Source organism: Paraburkholderia bryophila, from assembly GCF_003269035.1.
Taxonomy (GTDB): Bacteria; Pseudomonadota; Gammaproteobacteria; order Burkholderiales; family Burkholderiaceae; genus Paraburkholderia; species Paraburkholderia bryophila.
This window is the reverse complement of record NZ_QLTK01000020.1, coordinates 130,239-148,856: the sequence shown is the minus strand read 5'-3', so window position 1 is coordinate 148,856 and position 18,618 is coordinate 130,239. Positions and strand designations below refer to the sequence as shown.

Annotated in this window: 18 protein-coding genes and 1 pseudogene; 7 read left to right on the top strand and 12 right to left on the bottom strand. The window is 62.1% G+C overall.

All coding sequences use genetic code 11. From position 1 onward, the window contains the following. Together BX591_RS24965 and BX591_RS24960 are read right to left on the bottom strand one after the other, a co-directional pair. On the bottom strand, positions 1–389 hold a 389-nt coding region (locus tag BX591_RS24965), incomplete at its 3' end, for a phage tail protein (protein ID WP_111933985.1). Positions 390–404: 15 nt separating this feature from the next. Further along, positions 405–927, bottom strand: a pseudogene (locus BX591_RS24960) (phage tail protein); the annotation flags it as partial. A gap of 23 nt (positions 928–950) precedes the next feature. Between BX591_RS24960 and BX591_RS24955 the strand changes: the two are divergent. Then, positions 951–1,259, top strand: a complete 309-nt coding sequence (locus tag BX591_RS24955; RefSeq protein WP_111933984.1) for a hypothetical protein — start codon at positions 951–953, stop codon at positions 1,257–1,259. Positions 1,260–1,456: 197 nt separating this feature from the next. Here BX591_RS24955 and BX591_RS24950 read toward each other — a convergent pair whose 3' ends face one another. Then, on the bottom strand, positions 1,457–2,692 hold the full coding sequence (locus BX591_RS24950; protein ID WP_111933983.1) for an alpha/beta hydrolase family protein: 1,236 nt from the start codon (positions 2,690–2,692) through the stop codon (positions 1,457–1,459). A gap of 156 nt (positions 2,693–2,848) precedes the next feature. Between BX591_RS24950 and BX591_RS24945 the strand changes: the two genes are divergently transcribed. The 4 genes from BX591_RS24945 (at position 2,849) to lhpH (ending at position 6,749) form a co-directional block, all read left to right on the top strand. After that, on the top strand, positions 2,849–3,403 hold the full coding sequence (locus tag BX591_RS24945; protein ID WP_167444607.1) for a TetR/AcrR family transcriptional regulator: 555 nt from the start codon (positions 2,849–2,851) through the stop codon (positions 3,401–3,403). Between the two features lie 516 nt (positions 3,404–3,919). Further along, the gene (locus BX591_RS24940) at positions 3,920–4,372 is read left to right on the top strand and encodes a ribonuclease (protein ID WP_111933981.1); all 453 of its coding nucleotides are present in this window, start codon (positions 3,920–3,922) and stop codon (positions 4,370–4,372) included. 214 nt (positions 4,373–4,586) lie between these two features. Beyond that, on the top strand, positions 4,587–5,708 hold the full coding sequence (locus tag BX591_RS24935; protein WP_111933980.1) for a branched-chain amino acid ABC transporter substrate-binding protein: 1,122 nt from the start codon (positions 4,587–4,589) through the stop codon (positions 5,706–5,708). A 33-nt stretch (positions 5,709–5,741) separates the two neighbouring features. Beyond that, positions 5,742–6,749 carry a trans-3-hydroxy-L-proline dehydratase gene (gene lhpH, locus BX591_RS24930; RefSeq protein WP_111933979.1) on the top strand — a complete coding sequence of 336 codons (1,008 nt, stop codon included), beginning with the start codon at positions 5,742–5,744 and terminating at the stop codon, positions 6,747–6,749. A gap of 76 nt (positions 6,750–6,825) precedes the next feature. Here the strand turns inward: lhpH and BX591_RS24925 are convergent, their stop codons facing one another. From BX591_RS24925 to BX591_RS24910, 4 genes are all read right to left on the bottom strand, one after another. Further along, the gene (locus BX591_RS24925) at positions 6,826–7,581 is read right to left on the bottom strand and encodes an SDR family NAD(P)-dependent oxidoreductase (RefSeq protein WP_111933978.1); all 756 of its coding nucleotides are present in this window, start codon (positions 7,579–7,581) and stop codon (positions 6,826–6,828) included. Between the two features lie 88 nt (positions 7,582–7,669). Then, the gene (locus BX591_RS24920; protein ID WP_111934003.1) at positions 7,670–9,133 is read right to left on the bottom strand and encodes an efflux transporter outer membrane subunit; all 1,464 of its coding nucleotides are present in this window, start codon (positions 9,131–9,133) and stop codon (positions 7,670–7,672) included. Positions 9,134–9,150: 17 nt separating this feature from the next. Then, on the bottom strand, positions 9,151–10,761 hold the full coding sequence (locus BX591_RS24915) for an MDR family MFS transporter (RefSeq protein ID WP_111933977.1): 1,611 nt from the start codon (positions 10,759–10,761) through the stop codon (positions 9,151–9,153). Further along, a complete protein-coding gene (locus BX591_RS24910) occupies positions 10,754–11,896 on the bottom strand; it encodes an HlyD family secretion protein (RefSeq protein ID WP_167444606.1) in 1,143 nt (380 codons plus the stop codon). The genes BX591_RS24915 and BX591_RS24910 overlap by 8 nt, the downstream gene beginning before the upstream one ends. A 139-nt stretch (positions 11,897–12,035) precedes the next feature. Here BX591_RS24910 and BX591_RS24905 point away from each other — a divergent pair, with 139 nt between their 5' ends. Further along, entirely contained in the window at positions 12,036–12,872 is an 837-nt protein-coding gene (locus BX591_RS24905) for a CerR family C-terminal domain-containing protein (RefSeq protein ID WP_111933975.1), read from the top strand. Here BX591_RS24905 and BX591_RS24900 read toward each other — a convergent pair. Next, entirely contained in the window at positions 12,855–13,304 is a 450-nt protein-coding gene (locus BX591_RS24900; RefSeq protein WP_111933974.1) for an SRPBCC family protein, read from the bottom strand. The two genes, BX591_RS24905 and BX591_RS24900, sit on opposite strands and share 18 nt — an antisense overlap. Next, on the bottom strand, positions 13,301–13,666 hold the full coding sequence (locus tag BX591_RS24895; RefSeq protein ID WP_111933973.1) for an ArsR/SmtB family transcription factor: 366 nt from the start codon (positions 13,664–13,666) through the stop codon (positions 13,301–13,303). Before BX591_RS24895 ends, BX591_RS24900 begins: the two co-directional genes overlap by 4 nt. Before the next feature lie 83 nt (positions 13,667–13,749). Between BX591_RS24895 and BX591_RS24890 the strand changes: the two genes are divergently transcribed. After that, on the top strand, positions 13,750–14,388 hold the full coding sequence (locus BX591_RS24890; protein WP_111933972.1) for an FMN-dependent NADH-azoreductase: 639 nt from the start codon (positions 13,750–13,752) through the stop codon (positions 14,386–14,388). A 143-nt stretch (positions 14,389–14,531) separates the two neighbouring features. Here the strand turns inward: BX591_RS24890 and BX591_RS24885 are convergent, their stop codons facing one another. The 3 genes from BX591_RS24885 to betC all read right to left on the bottom strand — a co-directional run bounded on the left by BX591_RS24885 (position 14,532) and on the right by betC (position 18,483). Next, positions 14,532–15,683, bottom strand: a complete 1,152-nt coding sequence (locus BX591_RS24885; RefSeq protein WP_111933971.1) for a porin — start codon at positions 15,681–15,683, stop codon at positions 14,532–14,534. A 267-nt stretch (positions 15,684–15,950) separates the two neighbouring features. Then, complete coding sequence (locus BX591_RS24880) at positions 15,951–16,904, bottom strand: choline ABC transporter substrate-binding protein (protein WP_167444605.1); 954 nt, start codon at positions 16,902–16,904, stop codon at positions 15,951–15,953. Between the two features lie 40 nt (positions 16,905–16,944). Next, positions 16,945–18,483 carry a choline-sulfatase gene (betC, locus tag BX591_RS24875; RefSeq protein WP_111933970.1) on the bottom strand — a complete coding sequence of 513 codons (1,539 nt, stop codon included), beginning with the start codon at positions 18,481–18,483 and terminating at the stop codon, positions 16,945–16,947. Positions 18,484–18,618: the final 135 nt, after the last annotated feature.

Genomic DNA, 18,618 nt, shown 5'->3' with positions numbered 1-18,618 from the left:
ATCGAGAGCGCTTCATCGTCGACGCGTTTCAGCGTCAGCGAAAATTCGATCTTTCGCGGGATGCCTTCGGCCGTGTGATAGGTCTGCGTCTCGTTCAGCGAGTCGATGGTGAAAGCGCCGTACACATTGCCGGCGCCGTCCACCAGCACATACGCGTCGCCGGCGTCGCCCATCGTCGCCAGCTCCTTGATTGACGCAATCGAGCCGACCGACTCGGGCGCGACGGTGCCAGCGAGCGTGATCGTGTCATCGCCCACGCCGACGAACTGGCTTGAGTCGCGGGCGACGACTCGCGAGCTGGTGCGGTGTTTCCAGTTGCGTTGACGCTGCAGCTCCTTGAACGGTGCCGAGGTCAGGCTAAACACAAACTGGTCGAGGGACATCATCATGTCTGTTTTCTCCGCTTACTGGTCCGACAGGCTCGACCCACGGCGCGCCTGTTTGTGAGCGCGCCGCGCGCTCCAGCTCGTCGCGCACCATGCGCGCGATTTCAGCCGGGTCCATGCCCGGTGTCGGATGAATGTGAATGGTGACCGGGCCGAACGCCACCGCCGCAGCATTGCCGGCTGCGCTGGCGGCCGCTGGTGCCGCTGTCAGGGGCGGCCGGGTGTCAATGGATACGGTCGCCCGAACGATCGGCACGGCAGCCGCCTGTGCGATCGCTGCGCCGTTGGCCAGCGCCGGCATGCCGAACGAGGTCGCCGCGATCGTGGCGAGGCCGATCGCCGCCTTCGCTACCCGCCCCTGTTCGCCTTCCATGCCGATCGCCGCGCCCTGCCCGATGAAGCCGCCCAGCTCGCCGAATACGCGGCTCGGGCTATGGATGCCGAGCTTCTCCTTGAACCATCCGACCGTTGAATCAGCCACGCCCGTAATCGCATCCTTCACCGCACCTAGCCCGCTGGTGATGCCGTTGACCAGTTCGTCTTATCGCCGCGGACGGAGGCTTGATGCACACCGCCGCGGCTTTGGGGAAACCGGGCGTCGCGATCTTCTGCGAAATTAAACCCGAGCGGCGGCTTCACTCAAATTCAAAGATACACGCTGTTTTTTCGGAGCAGGATATCAACGGCATTCCGGTCGACCGAGTCACCAGCGAAGTGACAAACTCTCGGCGTGAGCTAACGGAGGAAACGCGCGACAATAGTTTGATCCGGCGACGCGCATCATCAAACGTGTGCGTGTCAAAACGCGTGGCGGCCGGGTTGACCGCCCTCACCCATTCACAAAAAGCCTGCTATTTGCAGGCTTTTTCATAAAAAGGGGCGTCTAGCGCCCCGTAATCTGGATCATGTTTTCGCACGTTCAGACGTGCTGCGTTTGAAGCCAGTCACGCAATGCGTTATTCGATGTCGAACGTCGAGTCGGTGTTCTGCGCCGAACGCCGGCGTGTCCAGCGCTTCTTGATGGCTGCAATTGCGAGGGCGGCGAACGCTGCAAGTATCCACAGCATGGCTCAAGCTTCCCGGGTCGGAGCATTGAAGATCTCATCCATCCAGCCGGTAGCTTCCTGCACCATGCGCAGGCGGGCGTTGACCTGGCAGTGACCGTCGGCCCCGGTGGCGGCGTCGAGGTAGACGAATTCCTTGCGCGTTGAACGGATGCGCTCGTGCCAGTCGCGCGCCTGTGCGGCGAACATCGGCGAGTCGCCACCGCCAAGAACGGAGAGAAATGGCACGGTCACGCGCTCGGGATCGGCCACCGCGGGCCCCCAACGCTCGATGAGCTCCTGCGGCATCTTCACGCCGGCTTTCCACAAAGCCACCTGGCGGCTGCGGATGGAGGACGCTGTCGGCACTTGCGTGCCGAGCGCGGCGATGGCCGAGCGCACGCTGGCAGCAAACAGCTGACCTGGCGCGGGAAAGGGGGTACTGGCGATCACGGTGGCCAGACGAGTCTCATGGCCAGCGGCTCGGGTCACGAAGTAGCCCCCGAGACTCATGCCGATCAGCGCGATGCGGCCAGGCTGTGCGCCGAAGCGCTGCACCAGCACGTCCATCACGGCGGCGATCGGGCGCTCGGGTTCGGTTTCCCAACACAGGCCTTGCAGTGCGGTGTTGCCCTGACCCGGCAGATCGACGATGGCGACCGAATAGCCACGCTCGAGGATGCCGCGGCCGAGCGAGAGGAACAGGTCTTCGAAGCAGGTGTCGGCGCCGCCGATCACGAGGGCCACCGGTGCGTCGGGATTGGCGTTTTGCAGGAACACGCCCGGCAGCGCCTTGCCCTCCCAGGGTGTGGTGAAGAAAGTGGCGGGCAGGCGCAGCTCGGCCATGGCGGTGACGAATGCGGCCTGGTGCTGCTGATAGAGCGCAGCGAAGGTCGCGCTGGTCGGAGCGGAAAATTGCCAGGCTGAGCGGTAGCTGGCGAAGGCCTTGAGGCGAGCCTCGCCGGCGGCACGGCGGCGGCCGCGGGCGGACCATGCTTCAGCCTGCTGGTTCTGCAAGTTGCCATAGGCGGTGAAGGACTGCTCCCAACTGTCGGCATCGCCGTCGACGATGCTGGACGCGATGTAGTGGGCCTGGCCGATGTCTAACCCACCGGCCGGGCCCCAGCTCAACGCGGCCATGAAGAAAAGGTCCATGTCCGGATCGTCGAAGCGGTACTTGCGGGCCAGACGCTGGTCTGGCCGAGGGGCGTTGGCGACCTTTGCGGCAGGGGCTGTGCCGAGGTTGTCTGCGTTGCGTTCCATGGCGATCTCCGTTAAGACACGAGAATAATATGAGCTATATTCATGTTTCGGAACTCGCCTTTTCGAAAGCCCACAATGACGAAAAAACATACATCGAATCAACAACTTGAGCGACGAAGTCCGCGCCAGGCGCGGTCCCAGTTCAAGGTTGGACTCATGTTGGAAGCTGCCATGCAGTTGCTGGACCAGGGCGAAATCGCTGCGCTGACCACGAATGCGGTGGCCGCCAGGACCGGCGTGAGCATCGGCACGCTCTACCAGTACTTCAAGGACAAGCACGCCTTGCTGGATGCGCTGGTGGCGCGCGAGCTAGGCTCGATGGCCGAGCAGGTGATGGCCACGCTCCAGAGCGCCACGCCCGCTCAGCCCGGCGAGCGCATCCGTCAGGTGGTGCGGACTGTGATCGGCGCCTACGGTGGTCGCAGCCGCGTCCATCGCCTGCTGATTGAATATGCGCTGACACAGGGTACGGGCGGGAAGACCTCGCCGTTGCTGCAGGGGCTGACGCAGCTCTTCACCACGGAGGGCGTATCGGCGCCCGGCCTGGCACCGCGGCGCCTGACGCTAGCGCAAGCCTTCACGCTCACCCACTCTATCGCTGGTGTACTGCGGGCCTTGGCTGCGAGCGCGGACCCGCCTCCGGTTCAGGAAGTGGAAGACGCAGTGGTACTGATGGTACTAGCCTTTGTGGCGGCCTTGCCGGCGGAATAGGTCAAAGGCGACGGTACCTCGATCAATACAGCACGCTTCCCAACCTGACATCCGTTCGGGAGCATCTTGTATGGGACGAACGCAATCCTTTGAAGCGATTCGCGAAACGCCCAGATTTGCTGGTGGATGCTGCATGGAGAGAACAACTTCCCTTGGTGCGCAAGCACGATGTCAAATTGGCTCTCGACAGGCTTTTCCGGTCTTTACAAGAGGTACGCGCAATTAGTGACTGCCTATTCGGAGAATGAGGTAGATGAAATGTTTTTCGGCGTAGCTAGTCGCTGGTTCAATCCAACGTGAGTGGTGCTACGCTAACCCGACAGCCAGGCTGTGACCGAAGACGAATAGCTGTGACCGGACATTGCACAAGACCGTACGGGCCGCATTCCGTGACACCCGGTGCGACTCAACGAGGCATGGCCTGCTCCCGAACGTTGATTCACTCCGCTGTTGGCGGTACCCTCAAATGGTTGATGGTCGTCGAATGCTGGGCAACCCGGAGACAACCGTTTCGTCATGCTAGCGTGGGCTTTCTCCTGCATCCTCGTCTTGAGCGCGATCCTCGGCGGATGCGGCAAGGACGGATCGCGAAACGCTACTCCGGATGCGGCTGCATCCGCGAGTCCGGCGCCGGTTCAGCCTGGGCAATCCGCGAGCGACACAGCCGCCGCGTCGGGCGCGCAAGCCACCGTCACCAAGGCGCAATTGCCTGCGGAAGCGGTCGAAACATTGCGTCTGATCAAAGCGGGCGGTCCCTACCCGTTTGGCGAGGACGGGGTCCTGTTCCGTAACAGCGCGGCATTACTGCCGCCGCATCCGCGCGGCTATTACCACACATACACAGTTCGCACGCCAGGCTCGACGGACCGCGGGCAACGCCGCATCGTATGCGGTGGATCGCGTAAGCAGATCGGCGACTGCTATTACACCGTCGATTACTACGCCAGTTTCAAACGCATTGCGGAATGATTGCGCCAGGTCGTGAGCCGAATGAGCCGAACGACTACCTTGGTCACCCGTAATATCGACGCCCGGGAAACCCGTACCGTGTCACGCATCAGGGGCTGGCCGACCGTTAACCCGACTATCCCGATACCCGCAGCGCCCCTACATTCTCTAGGTCACATCGTCAGCCGGCCAGACTGGAATGGTCTGGCCTCCTCTTAGCTCACCGGGAGTTCGTATGCGCCGTCTCGCCACAATCGCGGTCGCCGTCACGGCCGCTGGATTTACGCTGTCCGCCAACGCGCAGGTCGTCGTCACCATCGGTCACTCGGCTCCGCTTACCGGGCCGCAGTCGCCAAACGGCAAAGACAACGAGAACGGCGCACGTCTCGCGATCGAAGAGCTGAACAAAACGGGTGTCACGGTTGCCGGTCAGAAAGTCACCTTCAAACTCGATTCGGAAGACGACCAGGCTGATCCGAAAATCGGCGTGCAGGTCGCGCAGAAACTGGTCGACAGTGGCGTCGTCGCGGTGGTCGGACCGTACAACTCCGGCGTCGCTATTCCTGCGTCACGCGTCTTCAATACGGGTGGTGTGCCGATGCTACCCGTCGCGTCCAACCCTGCCCTGACGAAACAGGGCTTCAAGAATATTTTCCGTATCGGTGCCAGCGATGAGCAACTCGGCGGCACGATGGGTCAGTTCGCGGCGAAGACGCTGAAAGCCAAAACCGCGGCGGTCATCGATGACCGCACAGCGTATGGTCAAGGCGTCGCCGAACAGTTCATCAAGGTGGCCAAGGCAAACGGCATCCAGGTTGTCGATCAGGAGTTCACCAACTCCACAGCGACCGATTTCCTCGGCATTCTCACCACCATCAAGGCCAAGAATCCAGACGTGATTTTCTTCGGTGGCTACGCGGCACAGGGTGCGCCGATGGCCAAACAGATGCGCCAGCGCGGCCTGCGGGCGAAGCTGCTTGGCGGCGACGGCATCTGCTCGGCGGACATGGGCAAGGTGGCGGGCGACGCGGCTTCAATCGTGTATTGCGCCCAGGGCGGCATTGCGCTCGACAAGACGGCGGCCGGCCGCGAGTTCTTGCAGAAATACAAGGCCGCCTACAACATCGATACGCAGGTCTACGCCGTCAGTTACTACGACGGCGTGAAGTTGCTGGCTGATGCAATGGTGAAGGCGGGCACGACCACCGACAAGGCGAAACTCATCGCTCAACTGGCCAAGGAAAACTACAAGGGCGTTGCCGGCACTTACTCGTTCGACGAATACGGCGACCTCAAGGGCGCACCGACTACCGTATATGTCATCAAGAGCGGTCTGCCGGTTCCGTACGGACAGTAAGTGCAATCGCCCCACTGACCTCACCAGGCACACATGAAAATTTCCCGCACCCTCTCGACTGTCGAAGTCCACACCGGCGGCGAAGCCTTTCGCATCGTCACCAGCGGTCTGCCGCGGCTGCCTGGCGACACGATCGTCAAGCGGCGCGCCTGGTTGAAAGAGAACGCCGACGACATTCGCCGCGCGCTGATGTTCGAACCGCGCGGCCATGCCGACATGTACGGCGGGTATCTGACGGAACCGGTTAGCCCGAATGCCGACTTCGGGATCATCTTCCTTCACAACGAAGGCTACAGCGACCACTGCGGCCACGGTGTCATTGCTCTTTCGACGGCGGCAGTCGAGTTGGGCTGGGTACAGCGTCAGGTACCCGAAACGCGCGTGGGAATCGACGCGCCGTGCGGGTTCATCGAAGCGTTCGTGCAGTGGGACGGCGAGCATGCGGGCAACGTACGCTTCGTCAACGTGCCGTCGTTCATCTGGAAACAAGACGTCACGGTGGATACGCCTTCATTCGGGAAGGTGACGGGCGATATTGCGTTCGGTGGCGCATTCTACTTCTACACCGATGGCGACCCGCACGGACTCGAAGTTCGCGAGTCGTCGGTGGAAGAACTCATCCGCTTTGGTGCCGAGGTAAAGGCGGCCGCCAACGCCGCGTTCCCTGTCGAGCATCCCCATATCCCGGAGATCAATCATATCTACGGGACCATCATTGCCAACGCGCCCCGGCATGCCGGTTCGACCCAAGCGAATTGCTGCGTTTTCGCGGACCGTGAAGTGGACCGCTCGCCAACCGGTTCCGGTACCGGTGGCCGTGTTGCCCAGCTCTATCTGCGTGGCCAGTTGGGAAAGGATGAGACGCTCGTCAATGAATCCATCATCGGTACTGTGTTCAAAGGCCGCGTGCTGGGCGAGACGACCGTGGGTGATTTCAGGGCTGTCATTCCCGAAGTCGAAGGCAAGGCTTTCGTGTGCGGCTTCGCGAACTGGATAGTGGACGAGCGAGATCCGCTCACGTACGGGTTCCTTGTTCGGTAGATCGATTGCAGCAGAGGTACCGGGTTGGACGCGGACCGTCATCCCCCAAGATACTGCGTCGCGGACAACACTGACGCTACCGCGCGGTCCATCCCCCATCTACTACAAGATCGCTGCCCGCCACGAAAGCGGCGTCGTCGGAAGCGAGAAACGCGGCGGCGGCCGCAATGTCTTCCGGTCGTCCAAGGCGCTTGAGTACCGTCTGACTTTCGAAGGTTCGACGCATGCCGTCGGGATCGTCGCTGCTGGCAAAAACGTCTTCGAGCAATTGCGTCGCGACCGGCCCCGGGCACAGACAATTCACCCGGATACCCTGCGGCCCATGATCGATAGCCATCGCCTTGCTGAGCATCACGACCCCACCCTTCGACGCACAGTAGGCCGCGACACCCGCTTCGCCGACGAGCCCCAGTTCGGACGCCACGTTGATAATCACACCGCTGCCCTGCTGCTGCATGACGGGAATCACGGCGCGCGAGCAGAGAAACACACCCTTGAGATTGACCGCCATCAAGCGGTCCCACTCGTCTTCCGTTGTGGTCACAACGGTCCTGGCGAATTCGATGCCCGCGTTATTCACGAGGATATCGACCCGGCCATGCAGTTCGAGCGTCCTACTGACCAGCGCACGGACCTGCGAGTCGTGGCTCACGTCCGTCTTCACGAAGCTGGCGGTACCTCGCGCGCCGTTCAAACCCGACAACTGGTCATGAGCATCATTCACATCCGCGAGCACGACATGGGCGCCTTCGTCGATGTAACGCCTCGCGATTGCATAGCCGATACCGCGTTGCGCGCCGGTGACGATGGCGACTCTGTTCTTCAGGTTCATCGATGAAAACTCACGCTGGTCAAAACGCAAGCGTACCCCATCAATCGAATCGCTCAAGACCCAGCATGTTTTTTCGGAGAATCGCGCCCTACCCCCGTTGCGACTCCCACCCAATCCCAAGACTCTTCTGCAGCGAAACGAAGTCCTTCAGCAACTCCGCCTGCCCCGCCACGACATTCTGCTGCGCGGTGAATTCTTCCCGCTGCGTATCGAGCAGATCGATCAACGTCGACACCCCAGCCGAATAGCGCTGCCGCATCAACACGGCCGAATGACTCGCGGACGCCTCCACCTTCTGCAACGTCACGACATGTTCACGCTGATGCCCATAACGCGACAGCGACGAATTCGCATCCTGCAACGCGCCGAGCACCGCCTTCGTATAACGCGCCTCGGCTTCGTCGCGCGACGCCTCGGCCGCATGCACACTGCCCAACGTACGTCCGAAATCGAGCGCATTCCATTGCAGATACGGCGCACCGATCCAGCTGAAATTGCTCTTGCGCACGAGGTGCCCAGGATCGCCCGCACTAAAACCGATATCGCCGAGCAACGTCACCTTCGGGAAAAAATCGGCGACGTGTTCGCCGATCTGCGCATTGCTCGACGCGAGCCGGCGTTCGGCCGCGCGAATATCGGGCCGCTGCTGCAACATCGTCGACGGATCGCCGATCGCTACCGTCGCGGGCAGCGCCGGCAACGGCCGCACATCCGCAAGCTGCGCATCCAACGCGCCAGGCGCGCGGCCGGTCAGCACGGCGAGGCGGTCAAGCGAATCGGTCACTTGCGCGTCGAGCGGCGTCAGCGTGCCGCGCGTGTTTTCCACCTGCGTGGTCAAACGCTCGACGTCGACATCCGCCGCCGTGCCGCGCGCCCGGCGCTGCTGCGTCAGCGCCAGGCTTTTCTGCTCGGTTTCCGCTTGACGTTGCGCCAGGGCAAGCCGCGTCTGCTGGTCGCGCAGATCGATGTAAGCCTGCGCCACTTCGGCCGCGAGCGACACACGCGTGTCCGCGAGATCCGCGTCGACCGCTTCGGCATCCGCGGAGGCCGCTTCGATCGCGCGCCGCGTGCCGCCGAACAGATCGATTTCCCACGTGGCGTCGAAGCCGGCCGTGTAAAGCTGCAACGGCCCTCTTCCCGACGAAGCCGCGCCGCTGCCGCTCGACGAGCTCAGCGCGCTCACGTCGGGTTCACGCATGCGCAGCGCCGCGGCATCGCCGGAGAGTTTCGGCAATTCGTTGGCCCGTTGCTGCTGCAATTGTGCGCGCGATTCCCGCAGTCGTGCCTTCGCGGCATCGACGTCGGGGTTGTGCGCGAACGCGGCGGCGATCAGGTCGTTCAGTTGCGGGTCGTTGAAGGCGAGCCACCACTGGTTCGACGCGGGCGCCGCCGTCGTGCCGACAGCCGGCGTGCGCACGAACGTAGCGCTGCTACGGGCGTCCTGCGCGACCGGCGGCGCACCGTGATAATCCGGGCCGACCGTGCAGCCCGGCAAGACGGACAGCACCGTAACAGCGGCGAGTGCGAAACACGTAAGACGGTTGGACATCATGGGGCGATTGAAGAGCATTAGTGTCCAGCGGACGAAGGCTGCGGCGCATTCCTGCGCGGCGTTTTCAACATCAGGGCGAGCGGAATGCAGGCAAGCAGCGCGATACCGAGCAGATAGAAGGTTTCCGAGTAGGTCATCACCGTGGCCTGCACCTGGATCTGCGCACCGAGCTGGCCGAGCGCACGCATCTGCGAGTACGCCATATCTCCCGTATGCGTGAACCAGTTCGCCGCGTTGGCTGCCAGCGTCTGCTGACCGATCAGCGAATTGGCGCTGACCGACTCGCGGATCGTGGCCACATGAAATGTCGTGCGCCGGTCGATCACGGTGCCGATGATCGCGAGGCCAATCGACCCGCCGAGATTGCGCGCCATGTTGTAGAGCCCGGCGGCATCGCCCGAATCCTCACGCGACACGGCCGCCATCGACGCCTGATTGAGCGGCATCATCGCGAGCATCTGGGCCGTGCCGCGAATCAGTTGCGACCACACGAAATCGTGGCCGACACTCTGCGCGGTCAGGTCGATGTCGATCATGCAACTGATCGCGTATAACGTGAGCCCGGTGATCACGAGCACCCGAAAATCGAATTTCCCCAATAACTTCGGCAGCACCGGCATGATCAGGAAGGCAGGCAATCCGGATAGCAGCATGATCGCGCCGGCCTGCTCGGCGTTGTAACCCGCCACGATGCCGAGAAACTGCGGCAGCAGGTACGACACGCCATACAGCGCCGCACCGACCGCGGAGACGATCACGATCACGCTGGCGTAGTTCGGATTGAGCATCAGGCTCAGACGCACGATCGGCTTCTTCGCGGTCATTTGCGAGGCGGCGATCAGGAGCATGCCGAAGAGAGACACGCAGGTGAGCGTCATGATCATCGACGATTCGAACCAGCGCTCGCGTTGACCGTTCTCCAGCACCACCGTGAGCGAACTGAGGCCGATCGCCAGGCCGACGATACCGAGCCAGTCCGCCTTGAAAAACGAGTCCCAATGCGGGCGGTCCGACGGCAGGCCGACAATCAGCAAAGTCATCAGCGCCATACAGACCGGCAGGTTGATAAAGAAGCACCAACTCCAGCTGATGTTCTCGGCAAGCCAGCCGCCGACCACCGGGCCAAACAGCGGCCCGAGCAACACGGTCAGGCCGAACACGGTCATGCCGACCGGCATCTGTGAAAGCGGCAGCCGCGTGCGGATGATAGTCTGCGCCGTGGGAATCATCGCCCCGCCCGCGAAGCCCTGCCCGATCCGGCCGATGATCATCATCGGCAAGGTGTGCGACCAGCCGCACATCATCGAAAAACCGATGAACAGCACCGAGTTGGTCAGCAGGAAGTTGCGCAGGCCGAACACGCGCGTGAGCCACGCGGCCAGCGGAATCATCACGATTTCCGACATCAGATAGCCGGTCGAAATCCATGTACCCTCGGTGCCGGTGGCGCCGATTTCACCTTGGATTTGCGGCAGCGCGGAGTTCGTAATCGAAATGTCGAGCGTGGCCATCAACGCACCGAGCGCGCCGGCGGCCACCGCGATCCAGTCGCTGACGCTGGCGCGTTCGTCGGCATGCGGCGTAGCGGCGGCGGGCGTGGCGGGCACTGCTGCGCCCGGCTCAGCCATGGTGATTCTCGGCGTCGATCCGTTCGTCGCGGTCGCGCGCCGAACGCGTATCGACATCCACGTTGACCGACAGCCCCGGCAACAGCACGCTGCGCGTCTCCGCGCCGGTGTCGATGCGAATCCGCACCGGCACCCGCTGCACGATCTTCGTGAAGTTGCCGGTGGCGTTTTCCGGGGGCAGCAGCGCGAATTGCGAGCCGGTGCCCGGCGAGAAACTATCGACCACGCCATGCAGCGTATGACCCGGCAACGCGTCCACGTGCATTTCCACCGGCTGACCGACCCGCATCTGGCCGACCTGCGTTTCCTTGAAATTGGCCAGCAGATACGTGCTTTGCACCGGCACGACCGTCAGCATCCGCGTGCCGGGTTGCACGTATTGGCCGACGCGCACCGTACGATCGCCGACCTTGCCGCCGAGCACGCTGCGCACCACGGTGTTGTCCAGGTCCAGTTGCGATTGCTGCGCGCTGGCCTGGGCCGCTTCGAGTTGCGCGCGGGCCTGCGCGAGTTGCGCCGTGGCCGAGCCGATCTGTGAGCGGGCCGCCTCGACCGCCGCGGAATTCGCCGCCAGCGTGGCGTTGGCCTGATCGCGGCTGCTGGTCAATTCAGCCAGCCGTTCGCTGGTTTCGGCGCCGGTCGCGACCAGCGGCGCGTAGCGCCGCACTTCGTCGCCGGCATGCTGGGCGCTCACGCGCGCCACCTGCTGCTGTGCCTGGGCCTGCGCGATATTCGATTGCTGCTGTTTGATGTCCGCCTGGGCCCGCTCGATATCGGCCTTGCGCGCGTCGATGGTGGCCAACGCCTGGTCGAGCGCGACCCGATACTGGCGCGCGTCGAGATGCACGAGGGGGTCGCCGGGCTTCACCACCTGATTGTCCGCGACATACACTTCCGTGACGTAGCCGGCGATTTTCGGCGCGACCGTGACGCTGTCGGCCTGCAGATAGGCGTCGTCGGTGCTTTCGATAAAGCGGCCCACGGTCCACCAGCGGGCCAGCCAAACCGCGCCGACAATCAGCGCGACGACGCCGAGCGCGATCAGCACGGTTCGCCGTGAAGGACGTCGAGCACCCGCCGCAAGCTGATCGTCAGCGGGAGTCGGGCGGGAGGGAGAACCTGCGGTGGTTGACATCTAAGGGGTCCAATTGTTTCCAGTTGGCACAATTATTCCAGCCGGTAAAATTGTGTCAAGTGATATATTTCTGCGAAACCTCGTAGGCGTGTCCTACAGCTGTCATGAAGAGCAACGGAATAGGCGGAGAACACAACGCATGAACACCGCAAAGAGGCTGCGGCGCTCGCCGGAAGGCGGCTATGCGCGCGGCGAAGAAACACGTCATCGGATCATCGAGGCGGCGGTCGAGCTGTTTGGCGAACACGGTTTCGAAGGCGCGTCGACGCGCGATATCGCGGCGCGCGCCGGCGTCAACGCGCCCGCGCTGCAGTACTACTTCGAGAATAAGGAAGGGGTGTATCGCGCCTGCGTCGAAGCGCTCGCCGACGATGCATGGCAAACCTTCGGCCCGGCCGTCGAGCACGCGCAACAGATGCTGCGCGAGAATGCCGATACCGACGTCCTGATCGACGCCTTTCTCGGCATTCAGGACGTGATGGCGGACCGCACGTTCGAGAAGGCGAACAAACCCGGGCGGCGGATGTTCTTCGCGCGCGAGCAGGCCGGCTACGAACCCGAAAGCGCGACGCGGATCCTCGCCTGCAAGATCCGCGAGCCGCTCAACGATGCGAGCGCGGCGCTTCTTTCGCGCATTACCGGGCGTGCCGCCGACGACCCGACGACGCTGATTCGCAGCTTCAGCCTGCACGGGCAACTGGTGATTTTTCACGTCGCGCATCGCTCGACGTTGGCCATGCTCGGCTGGACGAGCATCGATGCGGAGAAGGCCGAACAGCTTAAGTCGACCATCCGCGAGCAGACCCGTACGTTGCTCGAGCACTGGAGCCGGGAACGTGAAGAAGCAGCCTTGGTAAGTGCCAACGCTGCCAGGACTACAAAGAGCACCAAGGTGGCCAAACCCAACAAAGCCAGCACGCCCGCTACGCCCACCACGCCCGCCGCGAGCAAAGCAAAATCACGCAAGCCCGCCTGAAGCGCCCTGCTTCGTGAAGCTCGCACCGAGCTTCACGAGCATCTGATTCCATCCCACCGCGAGACCCTTGCCGGCGTGATCCACCGGCACCCGCTCGTGCGTCAGCACGATTTCGCATTGTTCGCCGCGCGCGAACAACTCCACGGTGACGAGCGTTTCCTGCTGGTCCATCCGCGACGACATCCACGTGAACACCAGTTTTGAAGGTCGCTCGAGCACGCGGTACTCGCCGGTGTGCACATATTCTGCCCGCGCGGACGACATGAAAATATGAAACCGTCCGCCGACCCGCGGCTCTAGCATCACCTCGCAATGCTTGACGGTGCCGGGCAGCATCCACTCGCGCATTCCGTCCGGATCGAGCCATGCGTCGAACACCTCGTCGCACGACGCCGGCAGTATGCGGCTCACGCGCACCGTCTGGCCGCTCATGTCTTGCCCCGCTTGCGCCTGTTCACGAGATGCTGCTCCAGCGCTTCCATCCGGCCGCTCCAGAATTCCGCGTAGTAGGCGAGCCAGCTCGACGCCTCTTCCAGACGGGCGGCATCGAGCTGGCAGGCGTGCTCCCGTCCTCGCACCTCCCGCTTGATCAACCCGGCTTTCTCGAGCGTTTTTATGTGTTTGGAGACCGCGTTCAGACTGACGTCATAGGGCTCGGCAAGCGCGCTCACCGTCAGGCTGCCGCTGCGTAGCCGTTCGAGAATGGAGCGCCGGGTCGGATCGGCGAGCGCGCCGAACACGGCGTCCAGCCGCTCGGCGGAAAGATCGGATCGAATCATCGTGGCAGGGTTCATGAGCTCGATAATAATCAACCCAATGGTTGACAGTCAACCATTGGGTTGATTAACATCGCTTCACCTTTTTCGGGGAAAGCGCCATGAGAACATTGTTGCATATCGACTCCAGCCCGATGGGCGAGGCTTCGATTTCACGCCGGCTCACGCATGAATTCGCTCGCAACTGGCTGCGTACGCAACCAGGCGGTGAGGTCCATTATCGCGATCTCGCCCGCACACCGATTCCCGTGCTAGACGCCGCATGGAGCGCCGCCAATTTCACGCCGAAGGCTTTACGAAGCGCGCAACAGAACGATCTGCTGGCCTTATCGTCGCTATTCACGAGCGAGTTGCTGGAGGCGGACGACTATGTGATCGGCGTGCCCATGCACAACTGGGGACCGTCGGCGAGTTTCAAGCTGTGGGTCGATCAGATCGTGCGCCAGGAGGAAACGTTAACGGCTACGCCCGCCGGCCCGCGCGGCACGTTATCCGGCAAACGCGCAACCTTCGTGATTGCGGCAGGCGCCAGTTATGGGCCCGACCAGACGAGCGCCTCGCGGAATTTCGTCGAGCCGTGGCTGCGGACATTGTTCGCTTACCTCGGCGTGGCGGACATGCGTTTTCTCGTTGCCGATGGCGCGGTAAATGTACTCAATGGGACGATCGGGCAAGCGGACTTTCTGGCACCGCATATCGCGTGCGTGCGGGCGCTGTTCGCGCCCGAAGCGTACGCGTGACTGCATGCGGGCGCGCTTCGAACGGCAGCACGGGCCGCCCGGCTGAACGTGCAAAGGGCGGCGTGCCGCGATTCGTCCACGCTTCGAACGAAGAGCGACACACCGCCCCAAACAACGCTAGCACGCGGCAAGCAATTGCCGCGTCAGAACGAATGCTTCATCCCGATCCGCACATCCGACTGCGTGTTCGACGTCGACGGCGTGAAGCTATATCCGATCACCGCGTTCACGCCATTCGACGCGCGTAGGTAATCACCCGAGATATACACATCCGTGCGCTTGGACAGCAGATAGTGCAGACCCAGCGAGCCTTGATTCCAGTGGTTGCCTTCAAAGCTCGTGTGCTGATAGCCGCCGTACAGCATCAATGCGGGAGTAATCGTGTATGACGCGCCTCCCTCATAAACCTGCATATGCGAGGTTTGCCCCAGGCCCTTGATGGTCGTGTAGGTAAAGTCGCCGGTCAGCATCACATTGCCGATCGTGTAAGCCGCGCCGATCGCGAACGCGCCCTGCTTGTCGACCGGGAACGACGATGCGCTATACAGGTCCGTCACCGCTCCCGTCGCAGGATCGACGGAAACGGTCGGCTGGCCGAGGAAAGTTTTCGTGCCGATCATCGCGTACGGGTCGAACGCGTAGATACCGAATGGATTGTTCAATTGCGTATAAGCCGCGCCGATATTGAACGCGGCGTGCTCATAACGCGCGCCCACGCTCCACGCACTCTTCTGATGGAAATCGCCCGCGGTATTGCCGAACGAATACATGCCGCCGAACGAGAAACCCGCGTAGTCGTTGGACATGTACTTGATCGAATTCGGCAGCCGGTCGCCGTTCATGCGGTCGAAGTCGCCCTGGTGGATCGCATAGCCGCTCGCCCACGCGGAGATGTTGTACAGAAAGACGAACTCCTCGGTCATATCGAGTTGATTGCCGAGCGTGACCGTGCCCCAGGTATTACTCTTCAGGCCCACATAAGCCTGACGGCCGAATTCCGCACCGCCGAATCCGTATTGCCCATTACCCAGGTGAAAACCCGATTCGAGCACGAATACCGTCTGCAATCCGCCGCCGAGATCTTCCACGCCTTTGAAGCCGATCCGGTTGCCGTACGACACGCCGTCGTCGAATTTGAATTGATGCGCACCGCCGGCATTGTTCACATACGTAATACCCGCATCCAGAATGCCGTATAACGTGACGCTGCTTTGTGCGTGGACCGCCGTGGAAGCGCATACGGCGCTGGCCGCGATCGCGAGTCCGGATAGGCTGACGGCATTGCTCTTCTTCATCTGATTCTCCCCTGCTCTTTGCCTGCTTATTTCGTTGGATAAAGCGATCCCCGCCGCGCGCTGTAGTCCAGCGCGCCGCGCGTCTCGCATGACGGGCAGTTCGAAACCGGTTGAGACTGACTGAAACGGCTGAGGCCGGCGCCGATGACTTCGTTGACCAGACGAAGCGGCATCGACGGGACAAGAATACGGGTCCAGATTTAGTTTGATTCGACCGGAAGCGACATGAATCTGTCGCTCCGCGACCTTCCGGCCACTACTTCACAATTACTTCATGCCGAGTGCGGTCTGCACGGCTTGCAAGCCATTGGCGCCGCTAGCGGTATTCACGCCGTCCAGCCAGCTCTTTAACAATTCAGGGTGACGCTTGAGCGCTTCGGTCGCTGCGACATCCACGCCGGTTTTCTTTTCCAGTACTTCCGTAATCACGCCGTTCTCGAGATCGACATTGAACGTGAGTTGTTTGAAAAGACGCCCCACGTTCGGACACTGTTCCGCATAGCCGCTCCGCGCGACCGTATTGACAGTTGCACCGCCGTAGTGTGGGCCAAAGTACTTGTCGCCGCCGTCGAGATAGGTCAGCTTGAACTTCGTATTCATCAGATGCGGCTCCCACGCGAGAAACACGATCCACTTCTTGTCGCGCACCGCTCGCTCTACTTGCGTGAGCATGCCGGTTTCGCTCGATTCCACGAGCTTCCAGTTCCCGAGTCCGAAGGCCTTGTCGTCGACCATCTTCTTGATGTTCTGATTGGCCGGCGAGCCCGGCTCGATGCCGTAGATCTTGCTGTCGAACTTGTCGGCATTCTTCGCGAGGTCCGCGAATGAGTGAATACCCGCGGCCGCTACGTAATCCGGCACCGCGAGCGTGAACTTCGCGTCGCTCAGATTAGGATGCACGACCTCGATCGACTTCTCCTCCTCGAACGGTTTGACGACCGGCGCCTGCGCCGGCATCCAGTTACCGAGGAACACGTCGATCTGGCCTTTCTTCAAGCCCTGATAGGTGATCGGCACCGACAGATTGGCCACGTTCTGCTTGTAGCCGAGCGCCTTCAGCAACACGCCGGTCATGGCATTGGTCGCGTCGATATCGGTCCAGCCCGGCCCCGCCATATTGACCTGGGTGCAGGACTGCGGCTCGGCCGCTACCGCGAAGGTCGTCGCCGCGCAGAGCAGCGCCACGCCAGATACCGCCTGTTTCAAGAGTCTTTTCATCATGTCGGCTTCCTGTAGGTGTGATCGATGAGGCCTTCTGCTATCAGCGGACGACAGCGGGAAACCGCGCCATCGCTTCGAGCGTATCGAGGTCGATGTGGTTGCGCATATACCGCTGGCTCGCATCCACATGCGGTTGCCAGTCCCACGACGCCACCGTGCCTTGGGTCGTGGCGTCGAAATGAAAACGCCGGCGCCGCTGGCTTTGCAGAACCTGGTCGTGCAACGCGTCGAGATCCCAGCGCCGGGCGATCTCTTCGCGTAACGCGGCAACCTGTGACGCGTATTCCGCATGGGCCGCGAGGTTCTCGCGCTCCAGCGGATCGGCGTCGATATCGTAGAGTTGATCCGGATCGACCGGCGTATGAATGAATTTGAAGCGCCCGCGCCGCAGCATCACAATGGGCGCAATCGCGCCCTCGGCAAGATACTCGCCAACGGCTTCATCGTGTCCGCCCTGTGTGCCGAGAAGATGCGGCAGGAGACTTTGGCCATCGAGCGAATCGGGCCAGGCGGTGGGCGCTTCGCCGCGAGCCAGTTCAACCAGCGTCGGCAACAGATCGAGATGCGATACCGAATCCTGCACGCGGTGCGCGTCGAATTGCTGCGGTGCATGCACGATCAGCGGCACACGGCAACCACCCTCGAAAAACGTCATCTTGTACCAGAGCCCCCGTTCGCCGAGCATTTCGCCGTGATCCGACGTGACGACTATCACCGTGTCTTGCGCGAGTCCGGACTGCTCGAGCGCCTCGAGTATGGCGCCGAACTGGTCGTCGACATAGGAGATCGCCCCGTAATACGCGCGGCGCGCGTTGCGGACCTGCTGATCGGTGGGGGGCGTGCGGTCGGTTTCGCATACGTGCCGCAAGCGCTTCGAATGCGCATCCGCTTCATCGAACGAACCGCGATGCGTGGGCAATGGGATATCTTCGTCGCGGTACAGGTCCCAGTACTTTTGCGGAATCGCATACGGGTCGTGCGGATGCGTCAACGAAGCCACCATGCAGAACGGCCGTGTATCTTTACCGGCATGCCGTTCGCGCGCGATATCGAAGAGCTTTTGACGGGTGGTGAACGTGACTTCGTCGTCGAAGTCGAGCTGATTGGTCCGCACACACGGCCCGGCGTCGAGCACCGAACTCATGTTGTGATACCAGCTCGGGCGCGTATCGAAGTCGGCCCAGTTTGGCGTCCAGCCGAAATCCGCCGGATAAATGTCGGTCGTGAGCCGTTCCTCGAAGCCGTGCAATTGATCGGCCCCGCAGAAATGCATCTTGCCGGACAGGATCGTGCGATACCCTTCGGCGCGCAGATAATGCGCGAACGTCAGCGTTTGCGACGGAAATTCCGCTGCATTGTCGTAAGCGCCAATCGCGGAAGGCAGCTTGCCCGACAGAAATGAAAACCGCGACGGCGCGCACAATGGGCTCGCGCAATAGGCCGAGTCGAATACCACGCCCTGTCTGGCGAGGCGGTCGAGATTGGGCGTTTTGGTCAGCGTATGGCCGTATGCGGCGAGCGCGAACGGCGTCATCTGATCGGCCATTAAAATGAGAATATTCTTTTTGGTGTCGGGCATGGGCGTGCGCCTCGAATAGAATCGCAAGTGTCGGTGCAAGAAACGGGCGGGCGTTGTGCGCAATATGTCATGCGCTGTTCTGGCCGCTACGATGAGCACCACTATTGCCGTCCAATTCGCCGCTGTGAAGACGGC

Coding starts and splice junctions, on each gene's coding strand:
- BX591_RS24955 (WP_111933984.1), top strand. CDS start 951: ATGCACACCGCCGCGGCTTTGGGGAAACCGGGCGTCGCGATCTTCTGC.
- BX591_RS24950 (WP_111933983.1), bottom strand. CDS start 2,692: ATGGAACGCAACGCAGACAACCTCGGCACAGCCCCTGCCGCAAAGGTC.
- BX591_RS24945 (WP_167444607.1), top strand. CDS start 2,849: ATGTTGGAAGCTGCCATGCAGTTGCTGGACCAGGGCGAAATCGCTGCG.
- BX591_RS24940 (WP_111933981.1), top strand. CDS start 3,920: ATGCTAGCGTGGGCTTTCTCCTGCATCCTCGTCTTGAGCGCGATCCTC.
- BX591_RS24935 (WP_111933980.1), top strand. CDS start 4,587: ATGCGCCGTCTCGCCACAATCGCGGTCGCCGTCACGGCCGCTGGATTT.
- lhpH (WP_111933979.1), top strand. CDS start 5,742: ATGAAAATTTCCCGCACCCTCTCGACTGTCGAAGTCCACACCGGCGGC.
- BX591_RS24925 (WP_111933978.1), bottom strand. CDS start 7,581: ATGAACCTGAAGAACAGAGTCGCCATCGTCACCGGCGCGCAACGCGGT.
- BX591_RS24920 (WP_111934003.1), bottom strand. CDS start 9,133: ATGATGTCCAACCGTCTTACGTGTTTCGCACTCGCCGCTGTTACGGTG.
- BX591_RS24915 (WP_111933977.1), bottom strand. CDS start 10,761: ATGGCTGAGCCGGGCGCAGCAGTGCCCGCCACGCCCGCCGCCGCTACG.
- BX591_RS24910 (WP_167444606.1), bottom strand. CDS start 11,896: ATGTCAACCACCGCAGGTTCTCCCTCCCGCCCGACTCCCGCTGACGAT.
- BX591_RS24905 (WP_111933975.1), top strand. CDS start 12,036: ATGAACACCGCAAAGAGGCTGCGGCGCTCGCCGGAAGGCGGCTATGCG.
- BX591_RS24900 (WP_111933974.1), bottom strand. CDS start 13,304: ATGAGCGGCCAGACGGTGCGCGTGAGCCGCATACTGCCGGCGTCGTGC.
- BX591_RS24895 (WP_111933973.1), bottom strand. CDS start 13,666: ATGAACCCTGCCACGATGATTCGATCCGATCTTTCCGCCGAGCGGCTG.
- BX591_RS24890 (WP_111933972.1), top strand. CDS start 13,750: ATGAGAACATTGTTGCATATCGACTCCAGCCCGATGGGCGAGGCTTCG.
- BX591_RS24885 (WP_111933971.1), bottom strand. CDS start 15,683: ATGAAGAAGAGCAATGCCGTCAGCCTATCCGGACTCGCGATCGCGGCC.
- BX591_RS24880 (WP_167444605.1), bottom strand. CDS start 16,904: ATGATGAAAAGACTCTTGAAACAGGCGGTATCTGGCGTGGCGCTGCTC.
- betC (WP_111933970.1), bottom strand. CDS start 18,483: ATGCCCGACACCAAAAAGAATATTCTCATTTTAATGGCCGATCAGATG.